Here is a 25222-nt window from a genome sequence, read left to right as displayed (position 1 = left end):
CCTGCGATCGCCTATCATCCATGTAATACGAACGGCAATATCTACAATGTGAGCTAATATGGATACCGTAATTACACCACAAAGAATTGAGTTACCACCTGGCGCGGTATTGAAACTTTTAGGAAACTGGCAAGACTATCAAGTATTGAGTCAGCAACTAGGCGATCGCTCTTCGCCTCGCATTAAATATCGACCTGGGGAAATTTTGCTAATGGCACCGCTACCAGAACATGGAAGAGATGCAAGTTTGTTGGCAGATATTGCTAAGGTTTTGCTGGATCATTTAAACCGCATATACGAGTCATTTACGCCCATTACCATGAGCTTGCCAGAAATTAGTGGTATTGAACCAGACTATTCCTTTTACATTGAAAATTGTAGAGCAGTAGTCGGTAAAAAAAGAATTGATTGGGAGTCAGATCCACCACCAGATTTAGCAATTGAAATAGACGTTACAAGCTACACCGATATTAATGATTACTTACCGTATCGAGTGCCAGAAGTTTGGATATTAAAGAGTAATCGCCTATTAATTTATAGATTGCAGGCAGAAAGTTATGTGCTTACGGAAAGTAGCTACTTTCCTAACGTCAGAGAAATTGTGCAGCAATGTCTTCAAATGGGCAATGAGCAATCAACAAGTGAAGTCATTAGGTGGTTAAAGAACTTTTTGCATGAACAACAGTAGGGTGTGTTAAGGCTTCCGTAACGCACCATTTCAGGTTGTCAGTGCATGACACTAAAGCTTAATTACGAATTACAAATTACGAATTACGAATTATTTTAATCCCTTCAATTTGCGAAACTCCTGGACAACATCTTTAACATCACGTAATTCACCCTCAACTAAATAATTTAACTGTCGCATTTCATCTGCCGAAATCTTTCCGGCGAGTGAAGCGATCGCTGTTTTTAATTCGGGATATTTTTTTAATATTTCTTGCCGAACAATTGGCACAGTTTCGTAAGGTGGAAAATAATGTTTATCATCTTTTAAGACAACTAAACCCAACCGAGAAATCTGCCCATCAGTAGAATTCCCCGCCACCATATCTACTTGTTTTTGAATCAAAGCACGATATATTAAACCCAAGTCCATGATTTGGGGAGATTTGGCAAAACGTAAATCGTAAGTTTTAGCTAATCCAGGGAAACCATCTTCTCGTTCTAAAAACTCATAACCAAAACCGCCGCGCCACTGTGGTGTATATTGAGTAGCTTCTGAGAGAGTTTGAATATTGTAGCGTTTGGCATCATCACCCCGGACAATCATCGCAAAAGTATTTTCAAAACCCAAGCTTGGCATCACTTCCAAATTGAATTGCTGGGAATATGTTTGTTTTAACCTTTCATAAACTTCTTTAGGGTCATTAACTGCTTTTTGCTTTAAAATTCCCGTAAAAGCTGTACCTGTGTACTCAATATAAGCATCAATCTTGCCAGTAGTAATCGCGTTATGACAAACAAAAGAACCACCCAAACGGGGACGACGAGATACTTTTAAATTAGTTGTTGCTTCTATTTGCTGTGCTAAAAATTCACCTAAAATATCTTGTTCAGTAAAATCTTTGGAAGCAACAATAATATTGCCATTGCTGCTACTATTTACATTTGGTGTACAGCTAGTAATTAGTAATAACAAACTAAAAGTTAAAAAGCACGATGTTAAAAATCTTTTCATTAATTTTTAATTTTTAATTTATTTTCCAACCAGCCAATTGCAAAGTCAGCCAATAATGCAATTACCGCCGCCGGAACTGCACCAGCTAAAATTAACTGGTCGTTAACTACTGATATACCGCGAAAAATAAAGACTCCCAAGCCACCAGCCCCGATCGCAGCTGCAATGGTTGCAATGCCAATAGCAATTACCGTTGCGACTCGTACACCTGCTAAAATTACCCCCATTGCCAAGGGAATCTCAACTTGCAATAACAATTGTCTATCCGTCATTCCCATACCTCTCCCAGCCTCTCGAATCGCTGGATCTACACCAGTAATCCCTGTGTAAGTGTTACGAATTATCGGCAGCAAAGAATATACAGTCAGAGCAACAATTGCTGGTACAGCCCCAATTCCGCCAATTATAGGAACAGGAATAAGTAAACCAAAAAGAGCCAAACTAGGAATAGTTTGCAGGATATTCGCTATGCCGAGAATTGGTTGGCGGAGATATGTTTTACGTGTAATTAAAATACCTAATGGGATGCCTATAAGTATGGCAATTCCAATAGCGATGCCTACTAAAAACAAGTGTTCTAGAGTATGCTGAAGAATTTCTGGGGCATACTTAACAAGAAAGAAATTTTTCATAAATTGTCTTGGAAGGAACGCAGACATTTAAGAAAGGCTAGGCTTTCTGGGTGTTGCGATCGCATAAATTCATCTGTTGTCCCCAATACTACCAATTCTCCGCCATACATTAAACCAATTCTCGATGCCAAAACCAAGGCTTCTTGAATATCGTGGGTGACAAACACAACCGTCTTACCTAACTCTTGCTGCAAACGCCGAAACTCTTGTTGCAGTTCTAACCGCGTAATCGGATCGAGTGCGCCAAAGGGTTCATCCATCAACAATACAGGCGGATCTGCTGCTAAAGCCCTGGCTACACCGACTCTTTGTCTTTGTCCACCCGAAAGTTCGTGCGGGTAACGTCCTGCAAATTGTGCTGGTTCCAAACCCACTAATTGCAACAACTCATAAACCCGCGTTTTTATTTGTTTCGATTGCCAACCTTCCAAAGCCGGGACTAAACCCACATTGCGTTCAACTGTAAAATGGGGAAATAAACCAATTTCTTGAATGACGTAACCAATTTTTCGCCGCAGTTTAATTTCATCCCATTGAGTTGTGGAAATACCATCAAATAAAACTTCGCCTTGTGTAGGTGTGAATAGGCGATTAATTAACTTCATTGTGGTGGTTTTGCCGCTACCACTGCGCCCAAGTAATACTAGTGCTTCTCCTTGGCGGATGTTGAAGTTGAGATTTGACACCAAGGGGCGATGATTGCGGCTAAAGGTGACATCGCGGAATTCAACGGTGGTTTGGTTATTTTGCGGCATTAGTAGCTTTTGGTGGACGCTAGCCTGTTATTGACTATATGTATTATGTGCTGATTTTGCTAGCGTGCTAACGTCCAATTTGTCATGAAGCTGCATAGAATTCGATCCCCCCTAGCCCCCCTTAATAAGGGGGGAACCAGAAAAATATCTATCAAAGTCCCCCTTTTTAAGGGGGATTTAGGGGGATCAAGATATGTGCAACTTCACATTAAATGGGTATAACGTCCAATTTATCAGACAACAGATTTAAGCCCCTCTATGCAGTTTTAGCATTTTCATCTGATGCTTGCTCTGCAACATTTTTCAAGCGGCTCGACCTAATTTTGCGGATGCGATCGCTATAGCGAACACCACCCGCCATCTCATATTCGCGGCTGTCTTTGCCGTACTTGATTGCAACCACCATCAGCATCTTCTCAGAAAGCTGACTCAAGTTTTTTTCCATCTCTTCAATTTCAGTTTTAGAAGAGTCAACTACAGACAGAGCAGTATTATAAACATCAATTTTGTTGCGTAACTGGTCGATTGACTCAACTAATTTTTCTAGACTATAATCTTCATCAAATTTGATGCTTGGAACAATCGATTTCAGTCCGGCGGATCTTAACTGAGCTTTTTCTAGAATGCGGGATGTGCGTTTTTTTCGAGACATAAAATTACTCCTTTAAGATGCTCCTAGAGCTAGCTTGCCTCAATTAAACTATGTTCCGGTTCAGTAAAAGTCGCAAATATTTTTACTAAAGTTTTTGATTGATAACAGTAATTTTTCGTAACTTAATTACTAAATGTTGGTATTTATAGAGATAATTGTTTAAGCTTCATCAAAACTTTAAGGGAGACTGCTCCCATAAGTTGCGAAGCTGCTCTCGTAAGTTGCGAAGCTGCTCCCATAAGTTGCGAAGCTGCTCTCGTAAGTTGCGAAGCTGCTCCCATAAGTTGCGAAGCTGCTCCCATAAGTTGCGAAGCTGCTCCCGTAAGTTGTGTAGCTGCTCCCGTAAGTTGTGTAGCTGCTCCCGTAAGTTGTGTAGCTGCTCCCGTAAGTTGCGAAGCTGCTCCCGTAAGTTGTGAACCTGCTTCAATTTGTTGGGAGTGTGTAGGTAAAACTTTTGTAGGCGATGCCTACTGCGGTAAACAACGCATTTTATGAGAGATAGTAGCGTGTTGTGGAAGTGCGATCGCTTTTTGCCTATAAGATAAATCTACATATTTAGTACACTACTCACCAACAAGTTTAAGTGCTGACTCCAAAACTTGTGTACTGACTCTAAAACCAACCTGAATTAGTTGTTCAAAAATCGGTTTAGCGGCTTCTATCTTACCTTCCCGTTTCGCAAGCAGAATAACACCGAGAGTTCCCCGCACCGGAATCTCTAAAGCAAGTGCTGCGGTTTTGCGGCGCGTAGGCATAGCCCGCCGCAGGCATCGTCTAAAATTGCTTCATAGCCAGGATTGTTATATATCCAGGTGAGAACGTGACTTTCTCCCAAACCAAGACCCCATGCAGCAATCACTGGATCGACTTGTTCCACATCTTGAATATAGCTAGTTCCTTCATTCAAAATCCAGAGTTTTGCAGGGTCATTATTTGGTGCAATGCAGATTTCTTTAACAACACCGCTAGGAATGACAACCTCTTAGGCATAGTATTTTTGTCTTTCCAGAGTGACTAAAGAGGGATTATAGTTAAAAAAAGCAAAAAGCCATGCGATTGTAAGCCTAAATATATTAACAGAATTAAGGTACTTTATCTTACAAAAACTTATCTATCTTAAAGATGTTGAGCCTGGTATCAATGGTATCAAACTCAACGCAACCAAAGTCTTGCATATCTCCTTAAAATAACTGGCGCGGCTGTGCAAATAAAAAAGTTGTAAAAACAAGGGAAAATATGAAATTGCCAAAAACTTCCTCATCCATCTTTTCCAATTCTCCAGCACCAGAAAAAAACCTTCAATTGGCGTATAGACCGTTTGGGAGCCAAATTCAAAAAGTATCAGTTTCACCCAAATCGCAAACAAACATAAGTGATGTTGCCTTTACAGAGCAAAAAATGGAGGCAACAAGACTGGAGTTACAGGCCAAGCATAAGACGATTACACCAGAGGGGCAGGAACGGCTGACTGTATTGCAAGCCAAGATGGATGGATTATTAAATTCTCGACTGGAACACGCAACTCAATTTAGTCATAACTTTGCCAATATTCCACTAAGAAGACCAGATACACCAACACTAATTCAGGAAAAACTGACGATTGGGGAGCCTGGAGATAAGTATGAGCAGGAAGCTGACGCAACAGCACGTCAGGTGGTGCAAAAGATTCATCAGCCACAGAGTGAGAAACTTCAGCGAGAAGAATTGTCTAATGAAGAAGAATTACAAATGACAGCAGGGGGCAGTATCCAGCGAGAGGAATTGCCTGAAGAAGAAAAAAAACAATTACAAATGAAACCTTTGGGAGAAAGTCCTTCACTGCAACGGGAAGAACTGCCTGATGAAGAAGATGAACTGCAAATGAAGCCGATGGTGCAACCTGTGACAAGCGGTGGTATGGCAGCATCACCTAATTTGTCAGCAGAGATACAACGGGCTAGGGGTAGTGGACAGCCGTTGGCTGACAGCATCAGAGTACCGATGGAGCAGGCATTTGGTGCAGATTTTAGTGGAGTGCGGATTCATACTGGTTCCCAGGCTAACCAGTTGAATCAGTCGATACAGGCGAAGGCATTTACAACGGGACAGGATGTTTTCTTTCGACAGGGGACGTATGAGCCAAGGAGCCAGGGAGGGCAAGAATTGTTGGCGCATGAATTGACTCATGTGGTGCAGCAGAGTGGTGGCGCAGTACAAAGAGAAACTACTGTTCAAGGTAAATTAAGAGACACTATAAAGCCACCAGCGTATCAACAAGCGCCAGTTTACTCACCCGCTATTAGTATGGCTCAAACACAGAGTCTCCAATGCTTGCGAACTACAAATGAGTTAAAGTCTGACTTCAGTCAAAGAAAATTAATGGGGCTATTCAACAAGCCAAACAAAGATTTGCAAGAAGTGTTCACTGCTCTTGATGCTTACCATACCCATTACAGAGCCAATGGGGTAATTAGTGATGATTCAAGAAATAGAGAAGAACAAGGAGAAAGTATAAAAACTTACTTGGGTATACTTCTCAATAAGACAAATACTTATGTTGATAAACACAAGAAAGGGAAAAAGACTCACGATATCAAGGAACTGTTAACTGATTCTATAAAAGAGCAGAGAAATATTGATGAAGTTATCCACAGTCCTCAATACACGAATCAGGAGTGGAAAGATGTTCTTCCTAAATGGGAGCAACTGAAATTCCAAGACATTGAAGCGCGGAGACCGAAAAATGGAGAAGACCTTCAAAAAATTGCTGACAAATCAATTTATAAATACCTGTCAAAGATAGTCGATGAAAAGCTATACGGTCAGGAATATAAAAGTTCATCTAATCCAACACAGGCTTTTATGGAAAGAGTCTTAAAAGATTTATCTGAAAGACAGGAAAAACTAAAGACATTAAAAAACGCAGAAGAAATAGATGAAGAAGAAATAGCTGAACAAGAAGAATGGATACAAATGCTCAAGGAGAAAATAATAGATCAAAAAATTACAATCAATCCAGACACGGGAGAATTAGATACAGATGTATCAAAATATAAGGTCGAGTATCTGACAACAGAACACGAACGAGATAAATTTCATCTCACTATTACAAACGGTCAGCTATATCAGAATAAACTGAAGTTTGACACTACCAATATGTTTACTACATTTCAAGGTAGAGGATGGTCACTCTATGTGATGGATCCAAATGGAGAATTCTATGCAGGAAATTCCAAAGTTGGGTTATTTCACCATTCCAGTTTCCTTGCTGGGGGTGCTGTAGCGGGTGCGGGTGAACTAAAGACGAATTCATCTGGCTCTCTTCAGCAAATTAACAACAAAAGTGGTCATTACCAACCCGATCAAGATCAGATGTTCCAGGTATTGACTCAGCTAAAAAGTAAAGGAGTCAATCTGAATATCCCACTTTCTCTAATGAATCAGGAAGGTTTATACGAAGGTGGTGCAGCTAATTTTTACAAACAATATGAAGAGGTGGAAGCTAATTACAAAGAAAGAAGCAAGGAACAACAAATACGATCATCAATACCTCGTACTGATAAAGACCTAAATGAAATTGCGAAGGGTTCACGTTACAAAGATTTGCTGAAAGTAAAAACTCAATACATCGAGCAAGGGAATGAAGAGTTTGTCTCGTCAAAGAAATTCGTACTAGAGAATGCCCAAAAGACCATACAGAAATTCATTGAAGCTGAAAATCGGTTAAAACAACTTGAGGAATCAAAAGGTTTAGATGATCTAAACGATCGAAGCAAAGCACTCCTCGAAACAAAAATAGAGGAGCAAAAGTGGCTAATCAAATGGTTTTCAGACAAATTAGAAGACCAAGAATTCAAACTAAAAGATTCTTCAACGAAGGAACTAGATGAATCTCAGTTTGCTAATTACAAAACTCAGTACCTGACCACTCAACCAGAACGAGAGCAATTCCACCTCTCAATTAACAATAAATTCTCTCAAAATGGCAAGCCTTTCGATACTACTAAGATGCATACAGCATTCTGGGGCAGAGGTGCAGCTATCTATGTGATGAACCCTAATGGGGAATTCTATGGAGGAACGCACAAAATTGGGCAATTCCATCATTCTAGTTTCCTTGCTGGTGGTGCTGTAGCAGGTGCAGGTGAATTAAGGACTAATTCATCCGGTGAACTTAAAGAGATTAGCAACAAGTCCGGCCACTATCGCACAAGTGAAAAACACATTTTTCAAGTTTTAGACGAGCTTAAAGAACATAAGAGTGTAAATATTAAAGTGCCCCTGTTCATAGTGACCAACGAGAAACCAGATGGTGAATATCACCCAGGTGGTGCAGAAAAATTCTACACAGATAAAAAGCTGGAGAATAAACAAGCTGAAAATGATTCAGCAAAGAAAAGCAAGCAGAAAGTTGAGGCTGAAAATAATGACGACGATGACCGCACTAATAAATTTAAGGATAAAGCAGAAAAACGCAAGCATGAAATTGGGGCTGAAAATAAATCAGCAGAAGATTTTGACGGCTATTCTCGTACCAATAAGTTTGGTGATGAAACAGACGAACTCAAGCAGGAAATTGAGCCTGAAAATAAATCAATAGAAGATTTTGACGACTATTCGCGTACCAATAAGTTTGGTGATGAAACAGACGAACTCAAGCAGGAAATTGAGGCTGAAAATAAATCAGTAGAAGATTTTGACGGCTATTCTCGTACCAATAAGTTTGGTGATGAAACAGACGAACTCAAGCAAGATGATGATGAAGAATAAGTTTCAATTTTTTGAAGAATCTATATTTCATTCTGGTAGTGGCGTGGCACAGCTAAATTACTGTATTAAATGTAGTTTTGCTTGAGGAACGTAGCAAGATCCCCGCAGGGTAAAACCCAACATTAATACAGGTGTTGGATCTCATACTTTGCTGCGCGACGCTGATGTGAACGACCCAACCTACAAAATGTAATGCAACATTTTAGTCTTGCCACGCCAGTAAGGTGTGTTACGCGTAACCCCGTAACGCACCACAATAGATATTTAAATGCTGCGTTGCACTTTGTGACAACGCACCCTACTTAATTAAGACTCCATCTCTGCTAATTCTAACCAGCGTTCAGTTGCCACATCGATCGCGTGCTTGAGCTTTTCCACATGATCATACAATTTCTGCACTTCGCTGTAATTCCCCGGTGAAACATTCCCTAGTGTTTTCTCGGCTTCTTCTTTCTCAGCCTCTAACTCGGCAATTTTACCTTCCAACTGCTCAAATTCTTTCTTTTCCCAATTGGATAATCTCCGCCGCTTGGTATTCTCTACATCCTTGGGTGAAGCCGCACCATTATTTTGAACTTCGACATTTTTGGGCTTCTCCTTAGTGTTCGCAGCTTGTTGCTGTGCCTCTTCAGCCTTCTTATAGTCCAGATAAATCGAGTAATTACCTGGATATTGCCGGAGATTACCGCCTTCTTCAAAGGAAAATACTGTGTCGATGGTGCGATCGAGAAAGTAGCGATCGTGAGAAACTACAATTACACACCCGACAAAATCTTCTAAATAATCCTCTAGTACTGCCAATGTTTGAACATCTAAATCGTTTGTCGGTTCATCTAAAATCAAAACATTGGGCGCACTCATCAAAACCCGCAACAGAAATAAACGGCGTTTCTCACCACCAGAAAGTTTATTAATTGGGGCATACTGTTGATTACCAGGAAACAAAAACCGCTCTAACATTTGCGAGGCGGTAATTTGAGTCCCATCGGTAATTTTGATAAATTCACCTTCTTCTTTGATGTAGTCAATCACGCGCTGATTTTCGTTTAAAGCTGTGAGCAATTCTTCAGAATGCTGGTCAAAATAACCGATGTGAATTGTAGTCCCAATTTCTGCAACACCTGAATCTGGCTGAATCTGACCAGTGATAATATCCATTAAAGTGGATTTACCAGCACCGTTAGCGCCGATGATGCCGATGCGGTCTTCTGGACTAAATTCGTAGGTAAAATTATTAATTAGGGTGCGTCCATTGTATGCCTTAGAAACGTTATTTAATTCAATAACCTTTTTGCCAATGCGACGACCAACTGTAGAAATATCAACTTTACCCTGAACTTCTTTAAATTCTGTATCCCGCAGAGCATGAGCGCGGTCAATTCTAGCTTTTTGCTTAGTACTTCTAGCTTTTGGCCCTTTTTTGAGCCATTCTAACTCGCGTCGCAATAAGCCTTGATGTTTCCGTTGACTACTGATTGCAGATTCTTCAGCTAAAGCTTTCTTTTCGAGGTAATATGAATAGTTACCGGAATAAGTGTAAATGTCGCCTCGGTCAATTTCTACGATTCGATTGGTGACACGATCCAAAAAATAGCGATCGTGGGTGATTAGAAAAAGTGCGCCGCGATAGCGATTTAAATAACTTTGTAACCATTCTACAGAAAGAGCATCCAAATGGTTTGTCGGCTCATCCATCAGCAAAACATCGGGTTCTGCTAGCAAGGCTGATGCTAAAGCAATGCGCTTGCGATAGCCTCCAGATAAAGTACCTATCTTGGCATCAAAGTCAGAAATTCCTAATTTTGTGAGGATGATTTTAGCATTAGTTTCTAGTTCCCAAGCATCATTTGTATCCATCTTTTGCATCACCGCAGAAAGGCGAGACATCAGTTGGTTATCATCTGGATAGTGAGCTAATTTATCTGATAGTTCTTCATACTCACGCACTAAAGCTGTATGTTCGCCACTGTCAGCAAAAACTTGCTCTAAAACTGTGTGATTTTCATCTAAATCTGGCTGCTGTGGTAAGTAGATGATTTTAGAACCGGAGTTAATTATAATTTGACCGCTATCAATGGATTCTAACCCGGCAATCATTTTTAATAGGGTTGATTTTCCCGAACCATTAGTACCAATTAAGCCAACTTTATCGGTAGCATCAAGGCTAAAGCTGGCATCTTTTAAAACTTCTTTGATGCCAAAGTCTTTTTTAACCGACTGAAGTGTAATAATACTCATAAAATCTAGTAATTTTTCATTGATCGTTAGTTAGTAGGTAAAGCACATACCTTACCTACATTCGCCGAATTCTATACAAATAAATCCAAAGGTAAATGTCCATACATTTCGTTGATTCCGTCTTCGTGGTAAGACTGACAAGATACTAGTACTCCACGATGATGTCCAGCATAAGAATCAAGATAGCACAAGCCATTTTTACCATTTAATTTGATATAAACTGGCCCTTCAGGTGTGAGCAAATTGTTTGGTGGTTCATAACCCAAAGCCAAAGAGTAGGTCTTCATAGCCAGTATTCCTTCTTCTGCTGTATCGGCACAAATTCCTAAAATTTGATAATCAGCAAGTTTAGTTACCAAAATTAGGGCATCACGAATTACTGCTTTTTCTGATGGCTTGAGAATAGGTGCAATGTCTAGACAGTTAAATTTATTCAGTAATTTTTTCGCTTCTTCGACGGTGAGATTATGAGGATTGGGGGTTGACATAAACTTTGATTGATGAACTTGTTGGTTTTTCTGTTGTGTTTGAGTTGGGACTAGCCCAACTTATACTATTGTGGATTTTAGACTTCGGCTTACCTCGGCTCCGGTTCCATCGAGCGAAGTCGAGATGCTCGGCACAAGTCGCTCAATCGAACGATTTTAGATTGCAAATCATCCAAGTATTGGAGAATTTGTCTGAAAGTCAGAGCAAATTCTATAATAGAGAGCTTGTTATCTAATGCCAACTACTTACGGTTGATTTGGGACATTTCCCAGGTTGAATATGAAGGGTACACCGCTTTTTGAGTCGCCACCCATAACGAGGACTTTGGGCATTTGAGCGCCGCCACTCTTCCAAGCTTCAATTGCTTCTTTTTGTAAAACTAACTGTCCTCCTTGGGCTTTGAGTGTCTCTGCTAAAAGTCTTTGAGCTTCTGCTCTACCTTTGGCACGATTCACATCTGCTTGTGCTTCTTGTTCTGCTTCCCGTGCTACATAAACGGCTCTTTGTGCCCGTTGTTCAGCAATTTGTTTTTCTTCCACTGCTCTGGCAAATTCTGGTGAGAATGCTAAATCAACTACGCTAGTATCTAACACAATTATCCCATATTTGTCTAAGCGATCGCCTAACGCTTGATCGAAGTCTTCTTTTAATTCACTTCTTTTAGTAATTGCTTCTTCTACTGTTCTTCTAGCTGCTGCAATTTTAAATGCTTCTTGTGTCTGAGGTGCAATGATTTTTGATACTATATTTGCTAAGGTTCCTTGTTTTCTTCTAACTTCAACTACTTTGATAGGATCAAGGCGAAAGTTGATCGCAAATCTCGCAGATAAATTCTGCAAATCTTTTGTAGAACTCTCGGCTGGCACTTCAAATTTTTGAACAGTTAAATCATACACATCTATCACTGAGATAAAAGGCGGTTTCACGTGAATCCCTTCTAATAAAGCGCCATCTCTAGCTTTACCTAAGATGCTGATGACTCCTGCTTCCCCTGGGTTAATAATGATAAAGGAATTTAGTCCCAAAATCACTAGTGTTGCTAACACAATTCCTAAAACTGTGGTTTGCCAATTTCCAAATTGCTGATTTTTCAAATTCCTTTCTCCAATAAGAATTAGTCATTTGTCATTTGTCATTTGTCATTGGTCATTTGTCATTTGTCATTGGTCATTTATCATTGGGCATAATTATTCCCCTTCTCCCAATTCCCCATTCCCAATTCCCCATTCCCCATTCCCAATTTCCAATTCCCAATTCCCCATTCCCCATTCACCATTCACCATTCACCATTCACCATTCCCCATTCCCCATTCCCCATTGTCCATCCTTAGTGATGATACTAAACAATTAGAGCGGTTTCTGGATGGGGGAGCGGATGATATTATCCAAGTTTCCACAACTGTTTTAATTTATTGTTGCAAACATCAGGGATATGCAAAACACAGATATAGTTGTTATTGGTAGCGGTATTGGCGGTTTGAGTTGTGCTGCTCTTTTGGCACGGTATGGCTTTGATGTGATAGTCTGCGAAAGCCACTCCATTGCTGGAGGCGCTGCTCATGGTTTTGAGCGCAATGGTTTCAAGTTCGACTCTGGCCCGTCTCTCTATTCTGGACTATCTTACAGCCCCTCTGCTAACCCTTTGCGACAAGTGTTAGATGCAATTGGTTCTGAATTGCCATGCGTCACCTACGATACTTGGGGTTGTTGTCTACCAGAAGGTGATTTTGACACGGCGGTTGGTGCAGAGCAATTTTGTGAAGTGCTAATGAAATTTTGTGGTGGTGATGCTGTTGCTGAATGGCAAGAACTCCAGCGCGTTATGGAACCATTTGCTAAGGCTGCAACTTCCATACCACCAGCCGCATTACGCTTTGATTTTGGTGCAGCGAGAACTGTGGGCCCGTTTGTCCCATCTCTGACAAAAAATGTGGCAAATATAATCAAGCTGACGGGTCCCTTCAGCCGGATTATGGATGAGGTTGTTAAAGACTCTTTTACCCGAAACTGGCTAAATTTGCTGTGCTTTCTACTTTCTGGATTGCCCGCAGATGGTACTAGCGCCGCAGAGGTAGCATTTATGTTTGCGGACTGGTATCGCCCAGATGCAATCCTGGAATATCCCATTGGTGGTAGTAGTGCTTTAGTTGACAGCCTTGTACAAGGATTAGAGCATCACGGTGGTAAGCTGATGCTAGGCGCTCATGTAGAAGAAGTGCTGGTAGAAGGTAATCGGGCGGTGGGTGTGCGTCTGCGCGATCGCTCCGAAATCCGGGCGCGGCGAGCAGTGATTTCTAATGCCTCGGTTTGGGACACGCTAAAGTTACTACCAGAAAAGGCAATACCCAAACAGTACCGCAGCAAACGACAAGCTACACCTGAGTGTGATAGCTTTATGCACCTGCATTTAGGCATTGATGCTCAAGGATTACAGTCAAATTTGCGGTGTCATTACATCGTAGTCAATAACTGGGAATTGGGCGTAACAGCGCCTCAAAATGTAGTGGTGATCTCTATCCCTTCAGTTCTCGATCCATCTTTAGCGCCAGCAGGTAAACACGTGATTCATGTGTATACACCTGGTAATGAGCCATACTCTATCTGGCAGGGAATGGATAGAAGGAGTCAAGAATATGCCGAGCAAAAGCGATCGCGTGCAGAAGTAATGTGGCAAGCGCTACAGCGGATAATTCCAGACATTCGCTCTCGCTGCGAAGTCACACTTGTTGGTACACCTCTAACTCACGAGCGTTATCTCCGCCGTCACCAAGGTTCTTACGGCCCGGCAATTCAGGCTGGAAGCGGTATGTTTCCTGGCCCCAGCACACCCCTACCAGGATTGATGTGCTGTGGCGACTCAACATTTCCCGGTATTGGTTTACCAGCAGTCGCCGCTAGTGGGCTGATTGCTGCCAATACCCTTGCACCAGTTAATAAGCATTTAGCAATGCTTCAAGATATCAAATACATTTAATTTTTCGAGTATAAAATCTAGTTGCCAAGAGAGCCGCACCTGCTGCCAAAACTGCTAGCACACTATCAGGTTCGGGTACGGCAGCAACTTGAGCATCAATTCGTGCAGTTCCAGCAAATAAACCTGTCAAGTCAGGGTTCCCTAGTATTTTTGCAAACTCTGGAGAAACCAGCAATTTGACATCAGGGATGGTTAAATTTTGACCATCAAATACCACAGGTTCTGAAATACTCAAATCAAACAAAACTGTATTTAAAGAAAGTGTGTCTCTTAAAAAAAATCCGCTAGCATCATTAACAATACGTTCTGGAGCAAAACCAATTGAAAACTCACCAACAGTAATTTGATTATTGAAGGTAACAGTGCCAGTATGCTCGATTGTACCTGAGAGCGGAGTAAAACTGTCTTCGTCGCTAAATGTAAAGTTAGTAGCTGAGTCGATGTTGAAGCCAACTAAATAATTGCTGGGAATTGGTGCAACTGTATTATTGCTACCTGTCAAGTTTAGCCCGATACTTTTGAGAATATCCTCATGATCGCGATCAATGCTAGTAACTCCTGAGATCACTTTAAAAGTTGCAGCTTCTACCTGCATTGGTGCAATTGATATAAAAGCTGCGGTAGTACAACCAACAATCCCTGCAAACTGAGAAAAACGCATATATATCCCTGATGATCTTTGTAGTTTATTTTATCTAATTTTTTTTATCTATTAATTTAAAAACTTATATATTTCCACTAAATAGTTACTCTCAAGAGGTAAAAAAACACTTTTTTAAAGATTGGATGAGGGAAATGTCAAGTTAATATCAAAATTTCAATCATACAGTTATAAATACAAAGTAAAGTAGATGGGTACAAATAAAATTCACTGCTTAAAAAAGTATAAGACATAAGGGGCAAGGCATTAAAGATAAAATTATGTAAAAATATAGTTAAGTTTAATCATACCTAACCTCAATTATTTAGCCTTAAATCAAGCAATAATGATGTGGTCAAAGATAAATTTTTCCTCTAATTCTTGATAAGATTAGGTTAAGAGAATGTTTAAAAAGTTTTATTATTCGGTATCCAAAGTTTTAGATCCCCCTAAATCCTCCGATAAATTGGGGGACTTTGATCCGGGTTCCCCCTTTTTAAGGCATAGGGTGGATTAGAACAAGTTCATTCACAAACTTGTTCTAATCCACCAGCTTATTTTCTTCAAATTAGAATCTATTTCCTGCCAAAAGCTTGCTGATGAATGTTCTTCTCTTATTGCTACGAATATTTGAGCTATACTGCCGAAATTTTTCTGAATTAACTGCTTCTCTAGTTTAGGAATATCTAATTTGAGATATTTCAAACGATTGGGTAACTCTACTTGTTCTTTGGTCGGCAAGTTAGTAATCTGCCCAACTTGTTCTAAAATTTTGTCTAGCGATGCGACGACTTCTTCAATACTCGGTTTTTTAGTTTGTAATTGTAAATCTTTCTCCTCAAATGTTTCTTCTTGATTGCCTAACTTCACTACTACTATTTTGACGAAGAAAATATTGTAATCAATGCCACTAACTTCACCCACTTGGTTGTGATATTTTCCAATTTTATTAATAAGTACTATGTCTCCTCTCTCAATTTTCTCTTTCATAATTTCTACTCTAAATTAAATTGCTAAATAATCTCCTCTACAGAAAATACTACTCTAAAGCCACAAACTCTTAGCCCACCGTCTGACTCATTCCAGCTACGACTGGCGCTGCGACACAGTTCGGCATTGAAACTCCAAGAACCACCACGTAGCACTCGGCGATTAATATCACCGCCAACTTCCCAGGCTGTACCATCTGAAGGTGCATCACTGTAATTGTTGTGCCACGAGTCAGCGCACCATTCCCAAACTAGCCCGTGCATATCGTATAATCCAAAGGCATTGGCGACTTCAAAACTACCGACGTTGGTTGTTTCTCTACGAAATTTGCTTGCTGTTTCAATAGTGCAACTGACTAACTCAGAGGTAATGGTTTCGCCAAAGTGGAAGGATGTTGTAGTTCCAGCCCGACAAGCATATTCCCATTCAGCCTCACTGGGTAAACGATAGTCGCGTCCAGTTTTTTCTGATAGTCTGAGACAGAATTCTACAGCCTCATACCAAGATACATTTTCTACTGGTCTATCTAAACCTTTAAATTTTGATGGATTGGGATTTAAAGCTTGTTTGATTTTTGGTAAAGCTGCTACTACTCTCCACTGTGCTTGAGTTACGGGAAATTTTCCCATAAAAAATGGTTCGACGGTAACTTTATGCCGAGGACGTTCATCAGCATCTCCTTCAAACTCCGGTGAACCCATCATGTAAGTACCGCCAGGAATCGATACCATTTCTAAGGTGACAGATTTACCCAATTCTTCCGCAAAGAAGTTGGCATTACCACTCATGCGGTTTACTTCTCTACCACCTGTGTCTACTGTCACTACGTCAAATTCAAAAGTTTCTAAGGGAGGTAATGGTACTATTATTTTTTGTGGTAGCGGCGGTAATATAGGTTGAGACATCGAAACGATTTTCAGGGCAACAGGTTCAATATTCGATGTTGCAAATTTCAAATCATTGATAACTTCTACTGCTGTTTGATATCTTTCACTGGGTAGATGTTTTAGTAACTTCTCTAAAATTTTCCCTAAGTCGTCGCTAATAGTAATACTTTTTTCTTGTAATCGTTCGCGCCACAACCATTTAGCATTCATGGCATCATAAATAGGGTCATTAACCTGTCCAGAAGCATCCTGCAAAGGTAAACATCGAGTTAAAAGACGCACACAAGTTACACCTAAAGCATACAAATCACTGCCGTGACAAGCAAATCCAGCCATTTGTTCGGTTGGGGCATAACCAAGAGTATAAATTACTGTAGCCTGTCTTCCTAAACTGGTTTGTGTTACTTGTTTAGCACCGCCAAAGTCAATTAATACGGGTTTTTGATCGCTTGCACGGCGGATAATATTTTCTGGTTTGATATCCCGATGAATGACGTTATGGGTATGAATAAATTCCAGAACTGGCAATAAGTCAGCTAAAAGTTCCCAAATCTGTTTTTCACCATAGATTTGCTGCTGAACTTCTTGTAAGAGAGTTTTTCCTTGAATGAATTCTTGGACAAGATACAAACTAGCACCTTGCTCAAAATAAGCTAGTAATCTAGGAATTTGGGTATGATTCTCTCCCAATTCATACAACCGAAAAGCCTCTTCTTTAAAAAATTCTGCTGCTTTGGTGCGTTGTCCGGTTCCCTGAAATTGGGGGAAAAATTGCTTGATGACGCAAGGCGCGTTTAGTCTGTCTACATCCTCTGTAGCATAGGTTCTACTAAATCCACCTTCACCTAAGAGTCTTAATACGCGGTAACGGCTTCTTAGAAGTTTGCCAAAGCTGCTTTGTCCGCAACTCACGCAAAATCTATTGCTATCAGAGTTGAATGGATTTGAGCAATTGGGATTTTGGCAGATTTGCATAATGAGGGGGAAATAGCATTTTCTCCAAAGTTAGCCCCAATATTATCTAATTGAAAACAGTTATGTAGAGAAGCGAACACGGAAGTTTATTCATGTGCTTAAACTTCTTTCAACCCGAGAACAAGAAGATGAATAAATTTTATATATTTATTTATGTTGGGACGTTTTTAACTATTGGTAAATACAAATACATAAGTATGAATAATGTAGAAGAGTTTACATTGCAACGTCTCTTTGAATATAGCTTTTTTTTCCATCCAAAAAAGTTCACGGAGAACCAAGTTATCCATAATTTTGATTATTAATTACAAGTTTTATTTTTAGCTTTTATTTTCTCCAGAAGCGCGAATTAATTCAGCTATGAATGCAACGATCGCAGATACTGAAATCAACATGACACTCAAAGCGTTAATATCAGGCTTGACTCCTGTTCTAATCCGACTAAAAATTTCCATTGGTAGGGTGTTAGAACCGCTACCGGCAGTAAAACTAGAAATGAGAAAGTCGTCTAAGCTGAGGACAAAGGCCAAAAGACAACCAGCCAAAATACCAGGCATCAGTTGAGGTAATAATACTTGAATGAAAGCTTGGGTTGGTGTAGCGCCTAAATCTAGTGCTGCTTCTTCTAAATGGGGATCTAAATTGGTAAGTCGTGAAGCAACTACAAGTCCTACGTAAGCTAGACAAAACACGATATGCGCTGCAACTATCGTCCACAAACTTAGGGGTATGGCAAAGGCGGCTAGACAAACTAGGGTTGCCACTGCGATCGCAATATCGGGAATAATTAATGGTAAGTAAGCAACACCCCGATACAATTTCTTGCCAGGAAATTCGTAACGCGCTAACCCAACCGCCATCAAAGTTCCCAGCACGGCTGAAACCCCAACTGCACAACCAGCAACTATCATACTGTTTTGCAAAGCTGATAAGATGCGATCGTCGCTGAACAACTTGCGATACCAATCGAGAGTGAATCCTTGCCAAGTTGCGCTATAGGGCGACTGATTGAAGCTATAAAAGCTAAGTACCAGTATAGGCAGGTACATGAACACAAATATTACTAGTGAGAAAACCGCCTGCCATGAGACACGCGGTTTTTTGAGAGATGGAGAGATATTCACGTTTATATATATGATTTTTATTGATAGCAATACAAAATATCATATTTAATGTAATAAGTCAATGATTTAACTCTGTTTTCTCCCTTTGGACTACTAGGAATCTAACTCATGGAGGTAGAAAAATTAAATTCTCGTGACTTCTTATTGCCTTTAAATAAGGTTAATAGGAACAGAATTGATTGTTACCTTGAAAAACTTGGATAAAACTTCTAACAAAATTGCTGTTTTTGATTTCAAAATACCTAATTTATCAAAATCTGTCTTTTGGACGGCTACAGTTTATCTTTTAGAGTACGGAAAGCCGCCCAAAGAGTACCTACACGTTTTATTATTTAATTAATATTTGTAAATCCGATAGTTGATAACCTAAATTGGATATTTATCGCCTAGTATGACTATTTAAAGTGAGTTTTGGCAATTTTATAAAGTTATTATTAATCAAAAAATCTATATTCAAAATTACACTAAACAACTAAAAATTAAGATATAGGAATGTATTTACCTCTTTAGGAGTGGGTAATTTCCGTACTAGGATAGACAAGGAATATAGAAGAAACAGCATAAGATTTGAAGGAAATTGTTAGTAAGTTTAGTATCTGAAGTTACTTTCTGATGCCAAGTGAATCAATTACAAGCACTACGACAACAGAAATAAAAAACTTCTAATTCTAGTTTTATTTTTTAGGAGGTTTGTGATGAGAATTGCTCAAGTAGCTCCATTATGGGAAAGAGTTCCACCTCCAGCTTATGGAGGTATAGAGTTAGTAGTGGGGTTACTGACCGATGAATTAGTCCGACGCGGACACGAAGTAACTCTATTTGCATCGGGAGATTCTATCAGTCTGGCAAAGCTTGTGTCAGTCCATCCCCGTGCCCTCAGACTCGATCGCACTATCAAAGATTACAGCGTTTATGAAATGCTGAATCTCGCTTCAGTGTATGAACGCGCAGAAGAATTTGATATTATTCACTCCCATATCGGGCATGGGGCACTGGCTTACGCAAATCTCGTCACAACCCCTACGGTTCATACGTTGCACGGTATTTTTACCCCTGACAACGAAAAGATGTTTAGTTTTGGTAAAAAACAACCCTACGTCAGTATTTCCGATGCACAACGAGAACCAAGGTTAGGGTTGAACTGTATAGCAACGGTCTACAACGGTATTAATGTCAGCAGTTATAATTTTCACGCTCAACCAGAAGATCCGCCTTACTTAGCGTTTTTGGGTCGGATGTCTCCTGAAAAGGGAGCGCATTTAGCAATAGAAATTGCAAAGCAAGCCGGGTGGTGCTTGAAAATGGCAGGTAAGGTAGATGTCGTTGATGTGGAATACTTTGAGAAAGAAATCAAACCCCACGTTGACGGAGAGCAAATTCAGTACTTGGGTGAAGCTAATCATGCTCAGAAAAATGCTCTCATGGGAGGCGCATTTGCAACTCTGTTTCCCATTACTTGGCGGGAACCCTTTGGATTAGTCATGGTTGAGTCAATGGCTTCGGGTACGCCAGTGATTGCGATGAACTTGGGATCTACTCAAGAGGTAATTTCCCACGGTAAGGCGGGTTTCCTCTGCAATAATCTTCAAGAGTGCATCAGTGCTGTGGATCGGGTAATAGAGTTAGACCGCTATACTTGTCGCCAATATGTCGAAGACCTTTTCAGCGTTGAGCAAATGACTGATGGCTATGAAGCGGTTTATCAAAAAATAATAGCAGAACGATTTTCTCGGAATGGGCATTCACGCAGTTTGATTAGTTTAAGTAGCGATCGCATTTAATTTGTGTGCCTAAGAGGTTGTTTGAAAAGAAGTTGGCTGTGATTTTAGATACTCATTGATCCCCCCTAACCCCCCTTAAAAAGGGTGGATCGGAGTCAAAGTCCCCCTTTTTAAGGGGGATTTAGGGGGATCTTATTTTTTAAACAAAGACTGCTACCAAGTTAGGCGATCTTGCCATTTTTCCAATGTCTTCGCCTTAACCCCTGGAACTCTTTCTAAGTCTTGTAAAGATGTAAATTTTTGCTGTTGACGGCTAAGAATTATCCGTTGTGCTAACTTCTTACCCACACCGGGGAGAGTTTCTAATTCTGCCAAACTTGCAGTGTTAATATTTATTTGTTTAATTGCTTGTACTTCACTTGATGAAGAACTTTTTATCTGGGGACAGCGTGTTTGTTCTAATTTAACTTTTTCTTGAATTGCTGGTGGTAAGCCGGGTTTAACTTTGGTATAAAGACGAGCAAATTCTCGCACATAGTGAGCCGCAACTATGGGATTTTCAATTACTACAAGTGTCTCATCATTACCATTATTGGCAGCATCTGACCAATTATGAGAACCTGTAATTACTGTTTGGCTATCTATTACACCAAATTTGTGATGCAATAAATCGCCTTTAGGTAACACAGGTACACCTACAGTAGTAATGGGATTTTGCCAAGGATGGTTATCAACTTCATATTTACATTTATTACTGAGAGCAACTCCCATCATATCTAAGGCTTCACTGTAGGGACGATATGCAAATTGTGGTTCAATTAAAGCGCGAATTTGCACATTTTGTTGATGGCGATTTTCTAAGATATTGGCAAGTCGCTGATCGGAAAAGACAAATAAGGACATGTCAACAGATTTGGTTGCTGAATCTAAAGTTTTACCAATTAAGCCATTACTACTGTTACTCCAAGATTGAGTTGGAGAAGTTGGCGAAAATTGCACAGTAATTGTGGTTTGATTTAATGTAATTTTTTTAGGCGAACGCATCGGTTTTTGTAACCCAAATCGACTATCTGGCTTACCTTCTGGCCCATCTCCCCACATAATATTAAACTCTTCTGTAAATAAAGATGCTAATTCTGGGCTGTCAATCTGCAATAAGTTATTGGCATTGCCTAAAGTATTGGAATTTGTAAAATCACCAGATGTATCACTTAGCGTAAAATTCGCTGAAGTGATAATTACAATGCGATTATCTACAATCACAAATTTATGGTGCATCAAGCTACTACCTGCTGAACCATCTGCTCGATCGTCTATCCAGGGAATTTTAGCATTCTGCAAAATTATCAAAGCATCTCTTTGATTGATTTCTGCTGGGCTGAGTTGATTATCTTGGTTAATATCGATAAATTTTCGAAATTCGTTGTAGCGTTCCTGTTCCCTTTTCTCTAACTTACTTACTTCAGCAGATGTTAAACTACTCCAAGGTCTGCTGTAAGTATTTTCTAAAATTATCCTGACTTTTACCCCAGCTTTTTGTCTATCAACCAGTGCTTGGGCAACTTTGGGTAAACGTAATTCTTGCACCGCCACATCGATCGTAGATTTAGCGTGCATAATAGCATTGACAATTTCTTTTTCTAAATCATCCCCGAAGCGAGTTTGCTGACGGTAAGATTCTTTGTATTCTGAAGACTCAGAATGGTTAAAGTAGACTTGAACTAAAGGGTCTTGTGGTAAAGGTGCTGGACGCTCATTATAAGACTGGACTCGTTGACAACCAGCGAGGGAGAATATTAGTAAAAAGATATATGAAAAATATCTTTGTCTAGAGATAAGTTGCACTGTAATCTGTTAAAAGTGGATTGGGAGTGGACAGATTTATCATTCCCAAAATTTTGTGTTCTGAATTAAGTAAAAAAATAACTTTCTAAACAAAGGGAAAAATCCACTCCTAGATGCAGAATTACAAAGATTTTTTTCAGGATTTATCCACATTCTGAAAAGATCACCAGCCTATTACCAAAGTGTGTTCTCACCATTATCGGCTATATGCAAATTTATCTAGATTACAGCGCTACTACTCCCACTCGAAAAGAAGCGATCGCAGTTATACAAACAGTCCTGACTCATCAGTGGGGCAATCCCTCCAGCTTACATGAGTGGGGACAACGGGCTGCAACGGTTGTAGAACAAGCCAGAGTTCAAGTTGCTGGTTTAATTAACGCTGCTAGTCCTGAATCGATCGTTTTTACCTCCGGCGGTACTGAAGCAGATAATTTAGCGATTATGGGTGTGGCTCGGTTGTATGCTGTTCCTCAACATCTAATTATCTCTAGCGTCGAACATTCCGCAATTTCTGAAACAGTAAAGTTGCTAGAAATGTGGGGTTGGGAAATTACGCGCTTGTCTGTAGATGTTAAAGGTAGAGTCAATCCCCTAGATTTAAAGGCGGCGTTGCGACATAACACAGTTTTGGTTTCCATAATTTACGGTCAAAGTGAAGTAGGGACAGTGCAACCGATCGCAGCATTGGGTAAAATTGTGCGATCGCATGGAGCTTTGTTCCATACAGATGCAGTGCAAGCTGCGGGACGCTTACCTATAGATGTGCAACAACTAGACGTAGATTTACTTAGCCTTTCGAGTCATAAAATATATGGCCCGCAAGGTGTAGGGGCGCTGTATGTGCGTCCTGGTGTGGAATTGATGCCTTTACTCAATGGTGGTGGGCAAGAAATGGGACTGCGTTCTGGTACGCAAGCAGTACCGATAATTGCGGGATTTGGTGTAGCAGCAGAATTAGCAGCCGAAGAATTGGCTACAGAAACACCACGATTAATTGAGTTACGCGATCGCACCTTTGCCCAACTAGCTGAGATTCCTGGTTTAATTCCTACAGGGGATAGCTGCGATCGTTTACCTCACCATGTCAGTATGTGCTTAGAAAACGCCGACGGGAAAAAACTTAGCGGTAAAGCCTTAGTACGACAGCTAAACCTTGCTGGCATCGGCATCAGTGCTGGTGCTGCTTGTCACAGTGGTAAACTTAGTCCTAGTCCAATATTGTTAGCGATGGGCTATTCCGAAAAAGCTGCCTTGGGTGGAATTCGCATCACATTGGGATGTGATACAACTGAAGCTGATATAGATTGGACAGTGATGGTATTGAAGCAAGTTTTGCAAAGGCTAACACCAGATTTATCTTTAGTTAAGCGTTAAATTATTGGCAACCCTACTAAAATTTAACCCGTGTAAAGTCAAGGAATTCTTCATTGTCAGTGCAGATGGAAAAAATATGGATATGCTGATTGCTTCTCATGCGCTGAGTTTAGGAGTTACCCTCGTCACCAATAATGTGCGAGAGTTTTCTCGTATTTCTACGCTCCTATTAGAAAACTGGGTTGAGTATTTGTGAATAGGCGAGGTGTTCGGTATTGTTAAACGAGTTTTTCCTAAAAGGTAATATTTTGAGTCATAAAGGAGTTCAAGCACGACTTAATTTTTATGACTTTTGAGGCTTTTATTGAATGAATAAATTCATCATTGGGATTGGGATGTTCATTGGCTCTACGATTGGCAGCTACATCCCAGTCTTGTGGGGTGGAAGTTTGCTATTGTTCACCTTAATCTTCTTTAGCGTTATCGGTGGTATTGCAGGGATTTTGCTTGCGTATCGCGTATCAAAATATCTAGATTTTATCTGATCGGCGCTCTATGCCATTGTCGCTGAAAGTTTTAAACGAGTCTTTTTCCAACAGGTAAAATTTTAACTGTGTCTTCTATGCGATCGCACTCTAAATTTGGGATGTAAAACAGCTTTGTGTTTACTCCCTCAATCATAGCCAATACTGGAACAATGGAAGTAATGCTAAAGCGACATAAAAAACTATGAGTGAACTTCCTAACACCCTTGAAGATGCGATCGCCCAATCTCGTACAGCCGTCCAAGCTGCCCTTGCAGATGGTTGTACTCGCATACAGGTTGAGTTCCTGTTTCCAGAACTCAAGTTTATGCCGGTGGCGGAACAATTTCTGCCACTGTTTACAGAATACGATTCCCGTTTGAAAATTTTCTTTGCTGACGCAGGTGCTGCGGCTTTAGCCCGTCGCAATTGGACAGATGCACCATTTCAAATTTTGGATATTGGTACGGGAAGGACTGCTTCCTTGCAAACCAAAATTCAGCCAGAGGATGAAATTTTCTTATTCATCGCCCCCACTTCCGTAGAAGTACCGCAGGTGGAAAAGCTATGTCAAGAAATAGGCGATCGCCCTGTAGTCTTTTTAAATCCCCGCCTAGAAGATTCTGGAACTGTGGGTATTGGTTATGCAGCAAGGCAAACTCGCCTGCGTTTCACCAATACCATTGAATCTTGTTATTACCTGCGCCCCATAGACGAGCAAAGCGCCCTATCTCGCTGCTATCCAGGACAGTGGGAAGTTTGGCTAGAAACCGACGGCGAATATCAAAGAATTGCTGAATTACCCACAAAACCATCGGGTGATGACTTGGATCAAATCCTTTTAAAAGGACAACCGCAAACAACAACGGACACTGCACCTGCGAGAAAGCCCAATGTATTTAAGAGTTTGCAACGGTTTTTAAAGGCGTTGAGTAGTTAGGAGAAAGCAGAGGTAGCAGGAGGAAACTCGCTTATCTGCTGCCTCATTTTGAGTTTTTTATTTCTAAAACAGAAACTTGATGTATTTTG

At 40.3% G+C, this 25222-nt stretch carries 23 protein-coding genes; 8 read left to right on the top strand and 15 right to left on the bottom strand.

Annotated features, from left to right (window positions below):
- Window positions 1-58 precede the first annotated feature (58 nt).
- The gene (locus G1O98_RS04245; RefSeq protein ID WP_163927433.1) at window positions 59-688 is read left to right on the top strand and encodes a Uma2 family endonuclease; all 630 of its coding nucleotides are present in this window, start codon (window positions 59-61) and stop codon (window positions 686-688) included.
- A gap of 90 nt (window positions 689-778) precedes the next feature.
- Here the strand turns inward: G1O98_RS04245 and G1O98_RS04240 are convergent, their stop codons facing one another.
- From G1O98_RS04240 to G1O98_RS38915, 7 genes are all read right to left on the bottom strand, one after another.
- A complete protein-coding gene (locus tag G1O98_RS04240) occupies window positions 779-1681 on the bottom strand; it encodes a glycine betaine ABC transporter substrate-binding protein (protein WP_163927432.1) in 903 nt (300 codons plus the stop codon).
- Entirely contained in the window at window positions 1681-2313 is a 633-nt protein-coding gene (locus G1O98_RS04235; protein WP_163927431.1) for an ABC transporter permease, read from the bottom strand. Before G1O98_RS04235 ends, G1O98_RS04240 begins: the two co-directional genes overlap by 1 nt.
- On the bottom strand, window positions 2310-3068 hold the full coding sequence (locus G1O98_RS04230; RefSeq protein WP_163927430.1) for an ATP-binding cassette domain-containing protein: 759 nt from the start codon (window positions 3066-3068) through the stop codon (window positions 2310-2312). The genes G1O98_RS04235 and G1O98_RS04230 overlap by 4 nt, the downstream gene beginning before the upstream one ends.
- 256 nt (window positions 3069-3324) lie before the next feature.
- Window positions 3325-3720: a hypothetical protein gene (locus tag G1O98_RS04225; protein ID WP_163927429.1), complete on the bottom strand. Its 396-nt coding sequence runs from the start codon at window positions 3718-3720 to the stop codon at window positions 3325-3327.
- Window positions 3721-3889: 169 nt separating this feature from the next.
- The gene (locus G1O98_RS04220; protein ID WP_163927428.1) at window positions 3890-4147 is read right to left on the bottom strand and encodes a hypothetical protein; all 258 of its coding nucleotides are present in this window, start codon (window positions 4145-4147) and stop codon (window positions 3890-3892) included.
- A 136-nt stretch (window positions 4148-4283) separates the two neighbouring features.
- Window positions 4284-4475, bottom strand: a complete 192-nt coding sequence (locus G1O98_RS38920; protein WP_175586524.1) for a DUF3368 domain-containing protein — start codon at window positions 4473-4475, stop codon at window positions 4284-4286.
- Window positions 4439-4627: a hypothetical protein gene (locus G1O98_RS38915; RefSeq protein ID WP_175586523.1), complete on the bottom strand. Its 189-nt coding sequence runs from the start codon at window positions 4625-4627 to the stop codon at window positions 4439-4441. Before G1O98_RS38915 ends, G1O98_RS38920 begins: the two co-directional genes overlap by 37 nt.
- A 329-nt stretch (window positions 4628-4956) precedes the next feature.
- Here G1O98_RS38915 and G1O98_RS04210 point away from each other — a divergent pair, with 329 nt between their 5' ends.
- Window positions 4957-8469 (top strand): DUF4157 domain-containing protein, encoded by a 3513-nt coding sequence (locus tag G1O98_RS04210; RefSeq protein ID WP_202985783.1) that lies wholly within the window; start codon window positions 4957-4959, stop codon window positions 8467-8469.
- Between the two features lie 306 nt (window positions 8470-8775).
- Here G1O98_RS04210 and G1O98_RS04205 read toward each other — a convergent pair whose 3' ends face one another.
- The 3 genes from G1O98_RS04205 to G1O98_RS04195 all read right to left on the bottom strand — a co-directional run bounded on the left by G1O98_RS04205 (window position 8776) and on the right by G1O98_RS04195 (window position 12290).
- Window positions 8776-10707, bottom strand: a complete 1932-nt coding sequence (locus G1O98_RS04205; RefSeq protein ID WP_163927427.1) for an ABC-F family ATP-binding cassette domain-containing protein — start codon at window positions 10705-10707, stop codon at window positions 8776-8778.
- Window positions 10708-10778: 71 nt separating this feature from the next.
- Complete coding sequence (locus G1O98_RS04200) at window positions 10779-11195, bottom strand: DUF1824 family protein (RefSeq protein WP_163927426.1); 417 nt, start codon at window positions 11193-11195, stop codon at window positions 10779-10781.
- Between the two features lie 246 nt (window positions 11196-11441).
- Window positions 11442-12290 carry a prohibitin family protein gene (locus G1O98_RS04195; RefSeq protein ID WP_012409195.1) on the bottom strand — a complete coding sequence of 283 codons (849 nt, stop codon included), beginning with the start codon at window positions 12288-12290 and terminating at the stop codon, window positions 11442-11444.
- A 338-nt stretch (window positions 12291-12628) separates the two neighbouring features.
- On the opposite strand from G1O98_RS04195, the gene G1O98_RS04185 reads away from it, so the two are divergent.
- Window positions 12629-14170 (top strand): NAD(P)/FAD-dependent oxidoreductase, encoded by a 1542-nt coding sequence (locus G1O98_RS04185; protein WP_163927425.1) that lies wholly within the window; start codon window positions 12629-12631, stop codon window positions 14168-14170.
- Here G1O98_RS04185 and G1O98_RS04180 read toward each other — a convergent pair.
- The 4 genes from G1O98_RS04180 to G1O98_RS04165 all read right to left on the bottom strand — a co-directional run bounded on the left by G1O98_RS04180 (window position 14157) and on the right by G1O98_RS04165 (window position 18786).
- Window positions 14157-14831 (bottom strand): hypothetical protein, encoded by a 675-nt coding sequence (locus G1O98_RS04180; protein ID WP_163927424.1) that lies wholly within the window; start codon window positions 14829-14831, stop codon window positions 14157-14159. The genes G1O98_RS04185 and G1O98_RS04180 overlap by 14 nt on opposite strands.
- A gap of 507 nt (window positions 14832-15338) precedes the next feature.
- A complete protein-coding gene (locus tag G1O98_RS04175) occupies window positions 15339-15800 on the bottom strand; it encodes a hypothetical protein (protein ID WP_163927423.1) in 462 nt (153 codons plus the stop codon).
- A gap of 23 nt (window positions 15801-15823) precedes the next feature.
- Window positions 15824-17662, bottom strand: a complete 1839-nt coding sequence (locus G1O98_RS04170; protein ID WP_175586522.1) for a bifunctional serine/threonine-protein kinase/formylglycine-generating enzyme family protein — start codon at window positions 17660-17662, stop codon at window positions 15824-15826.
- A gap of 320 nt (window positions 17663-17982) precedes the next feature.
- The gene (locus G1O98_RS04165; RefSeq protein WP_163927421.1) at window positions 17983-18786 is read right to left on the bottom strand and encodes an ABC transporter permease; all 804 of its coding nucleotides are present in this window, start codon (window positions 18784-18786) and stop codon (window positions 17983-17985) included.
- Window positions 18787-19481: 695 nt separating this feature from the next.
- On the opposite strand from G1O98_RS04165, the gene G1O98_RS04160 reads away from it, so the two are divergent.
- Window positions 19482-20567: a glycosyltransferase family 4 protein gene (locus G1O98_RS04160; RefSeq protein WP_163927420.1), complete on the top strand. Its 1086-nt coding sequence runs from the start codon at window positions 19482-19484 to the stop codon at window positions 20565-20567.
- Between the two features lie 153 nt (window positions 20568-20720).
- Here G1O98_RS04160 and G1O98_RS04155 read toward each other — a convergent pair whose 3' ends face one another.
- On the bottom strand, window positions 20721-22352 hold the full coding sequence (locus G1O98_RS04155) for a DUF655 domain-containing protein (protein WP_163927419.1): 1632 nt from the start codon (window positions 22350-22352) through the stop codon (window positions 20721-20723).
- Between the two features lie 207 nt (window positions 22353-22559).
- Here G1O98_RS04155 and G1O98_RS04150 point away from each other — a divergent pair, with 207 nt between their 5' ends.
- The 4 genes from G1O98_RS04150 to G1O98_RS04135 all read left to right on the top strand — a co-directional run bounded on the left by G1O98_RS04150 (window position 22560) and on the right by G1O98_RS04135 (window position 25133).
- Window positions 22560-23729, top strand: coding sequence for a cysteine desulfurase family protein (locus G1O98_RS04150; protein ID WP_163927418.1), 1170 nt, complete (start codon window positions 22560-22562; stop codon window positions 23727-23729).
- Between the two features lie 4 nt (window positions 23730-23733).
- Complete coding sequence (locus G1O98_RS39690) at window positions 23734-23925, top strand: hypothetical protein (protein ID WP_228058308.1); 192 nt, start codon at window positions 23734-23736, stop codon at window positions 23923-23925.
- Between the two features lie 112 nt (window positions 23926-24037).
- Window positions 24038-24214 (top strand): hypothetical protein, encoded by a 177-nt coding sequence (locus G1O98_RS04140; protein ID WP_163927417.1) that lies wholly within the window; start codon window positions 24038-24040, stop codon window positions 24212-24214.
- Between the two features lie 184 nt (window positions 24215-24398).
- Window positions 24399-25133, top strand: a complete 735-nt coding sequence (locus G1O98_RS04135) for a DUF1995 family protein (RefSeq protein ID WP_163927416.1) — start codon at window positions 24399-24401, stop codon at window positions 25131-25133.
- The last annotated feature ends 89 nt before the right edge of the window (window positions 25134-25222 follow it).

Origin of the sequence: Nostoc sp. UIC 10630 (assembly GCF_010747425.1) — a bacterium.
Taxonomy (GTDB): domain Bacteria; phylum Cyanobacteriota; class Cyanobacteriia; order Cyanobacteriales; family Nostocaceae; genus Nostoc.
Note: the sequence above shows the minus strand (reverse complement) of the source record. Positions and strands in the feature narration are given on the sequence as shown.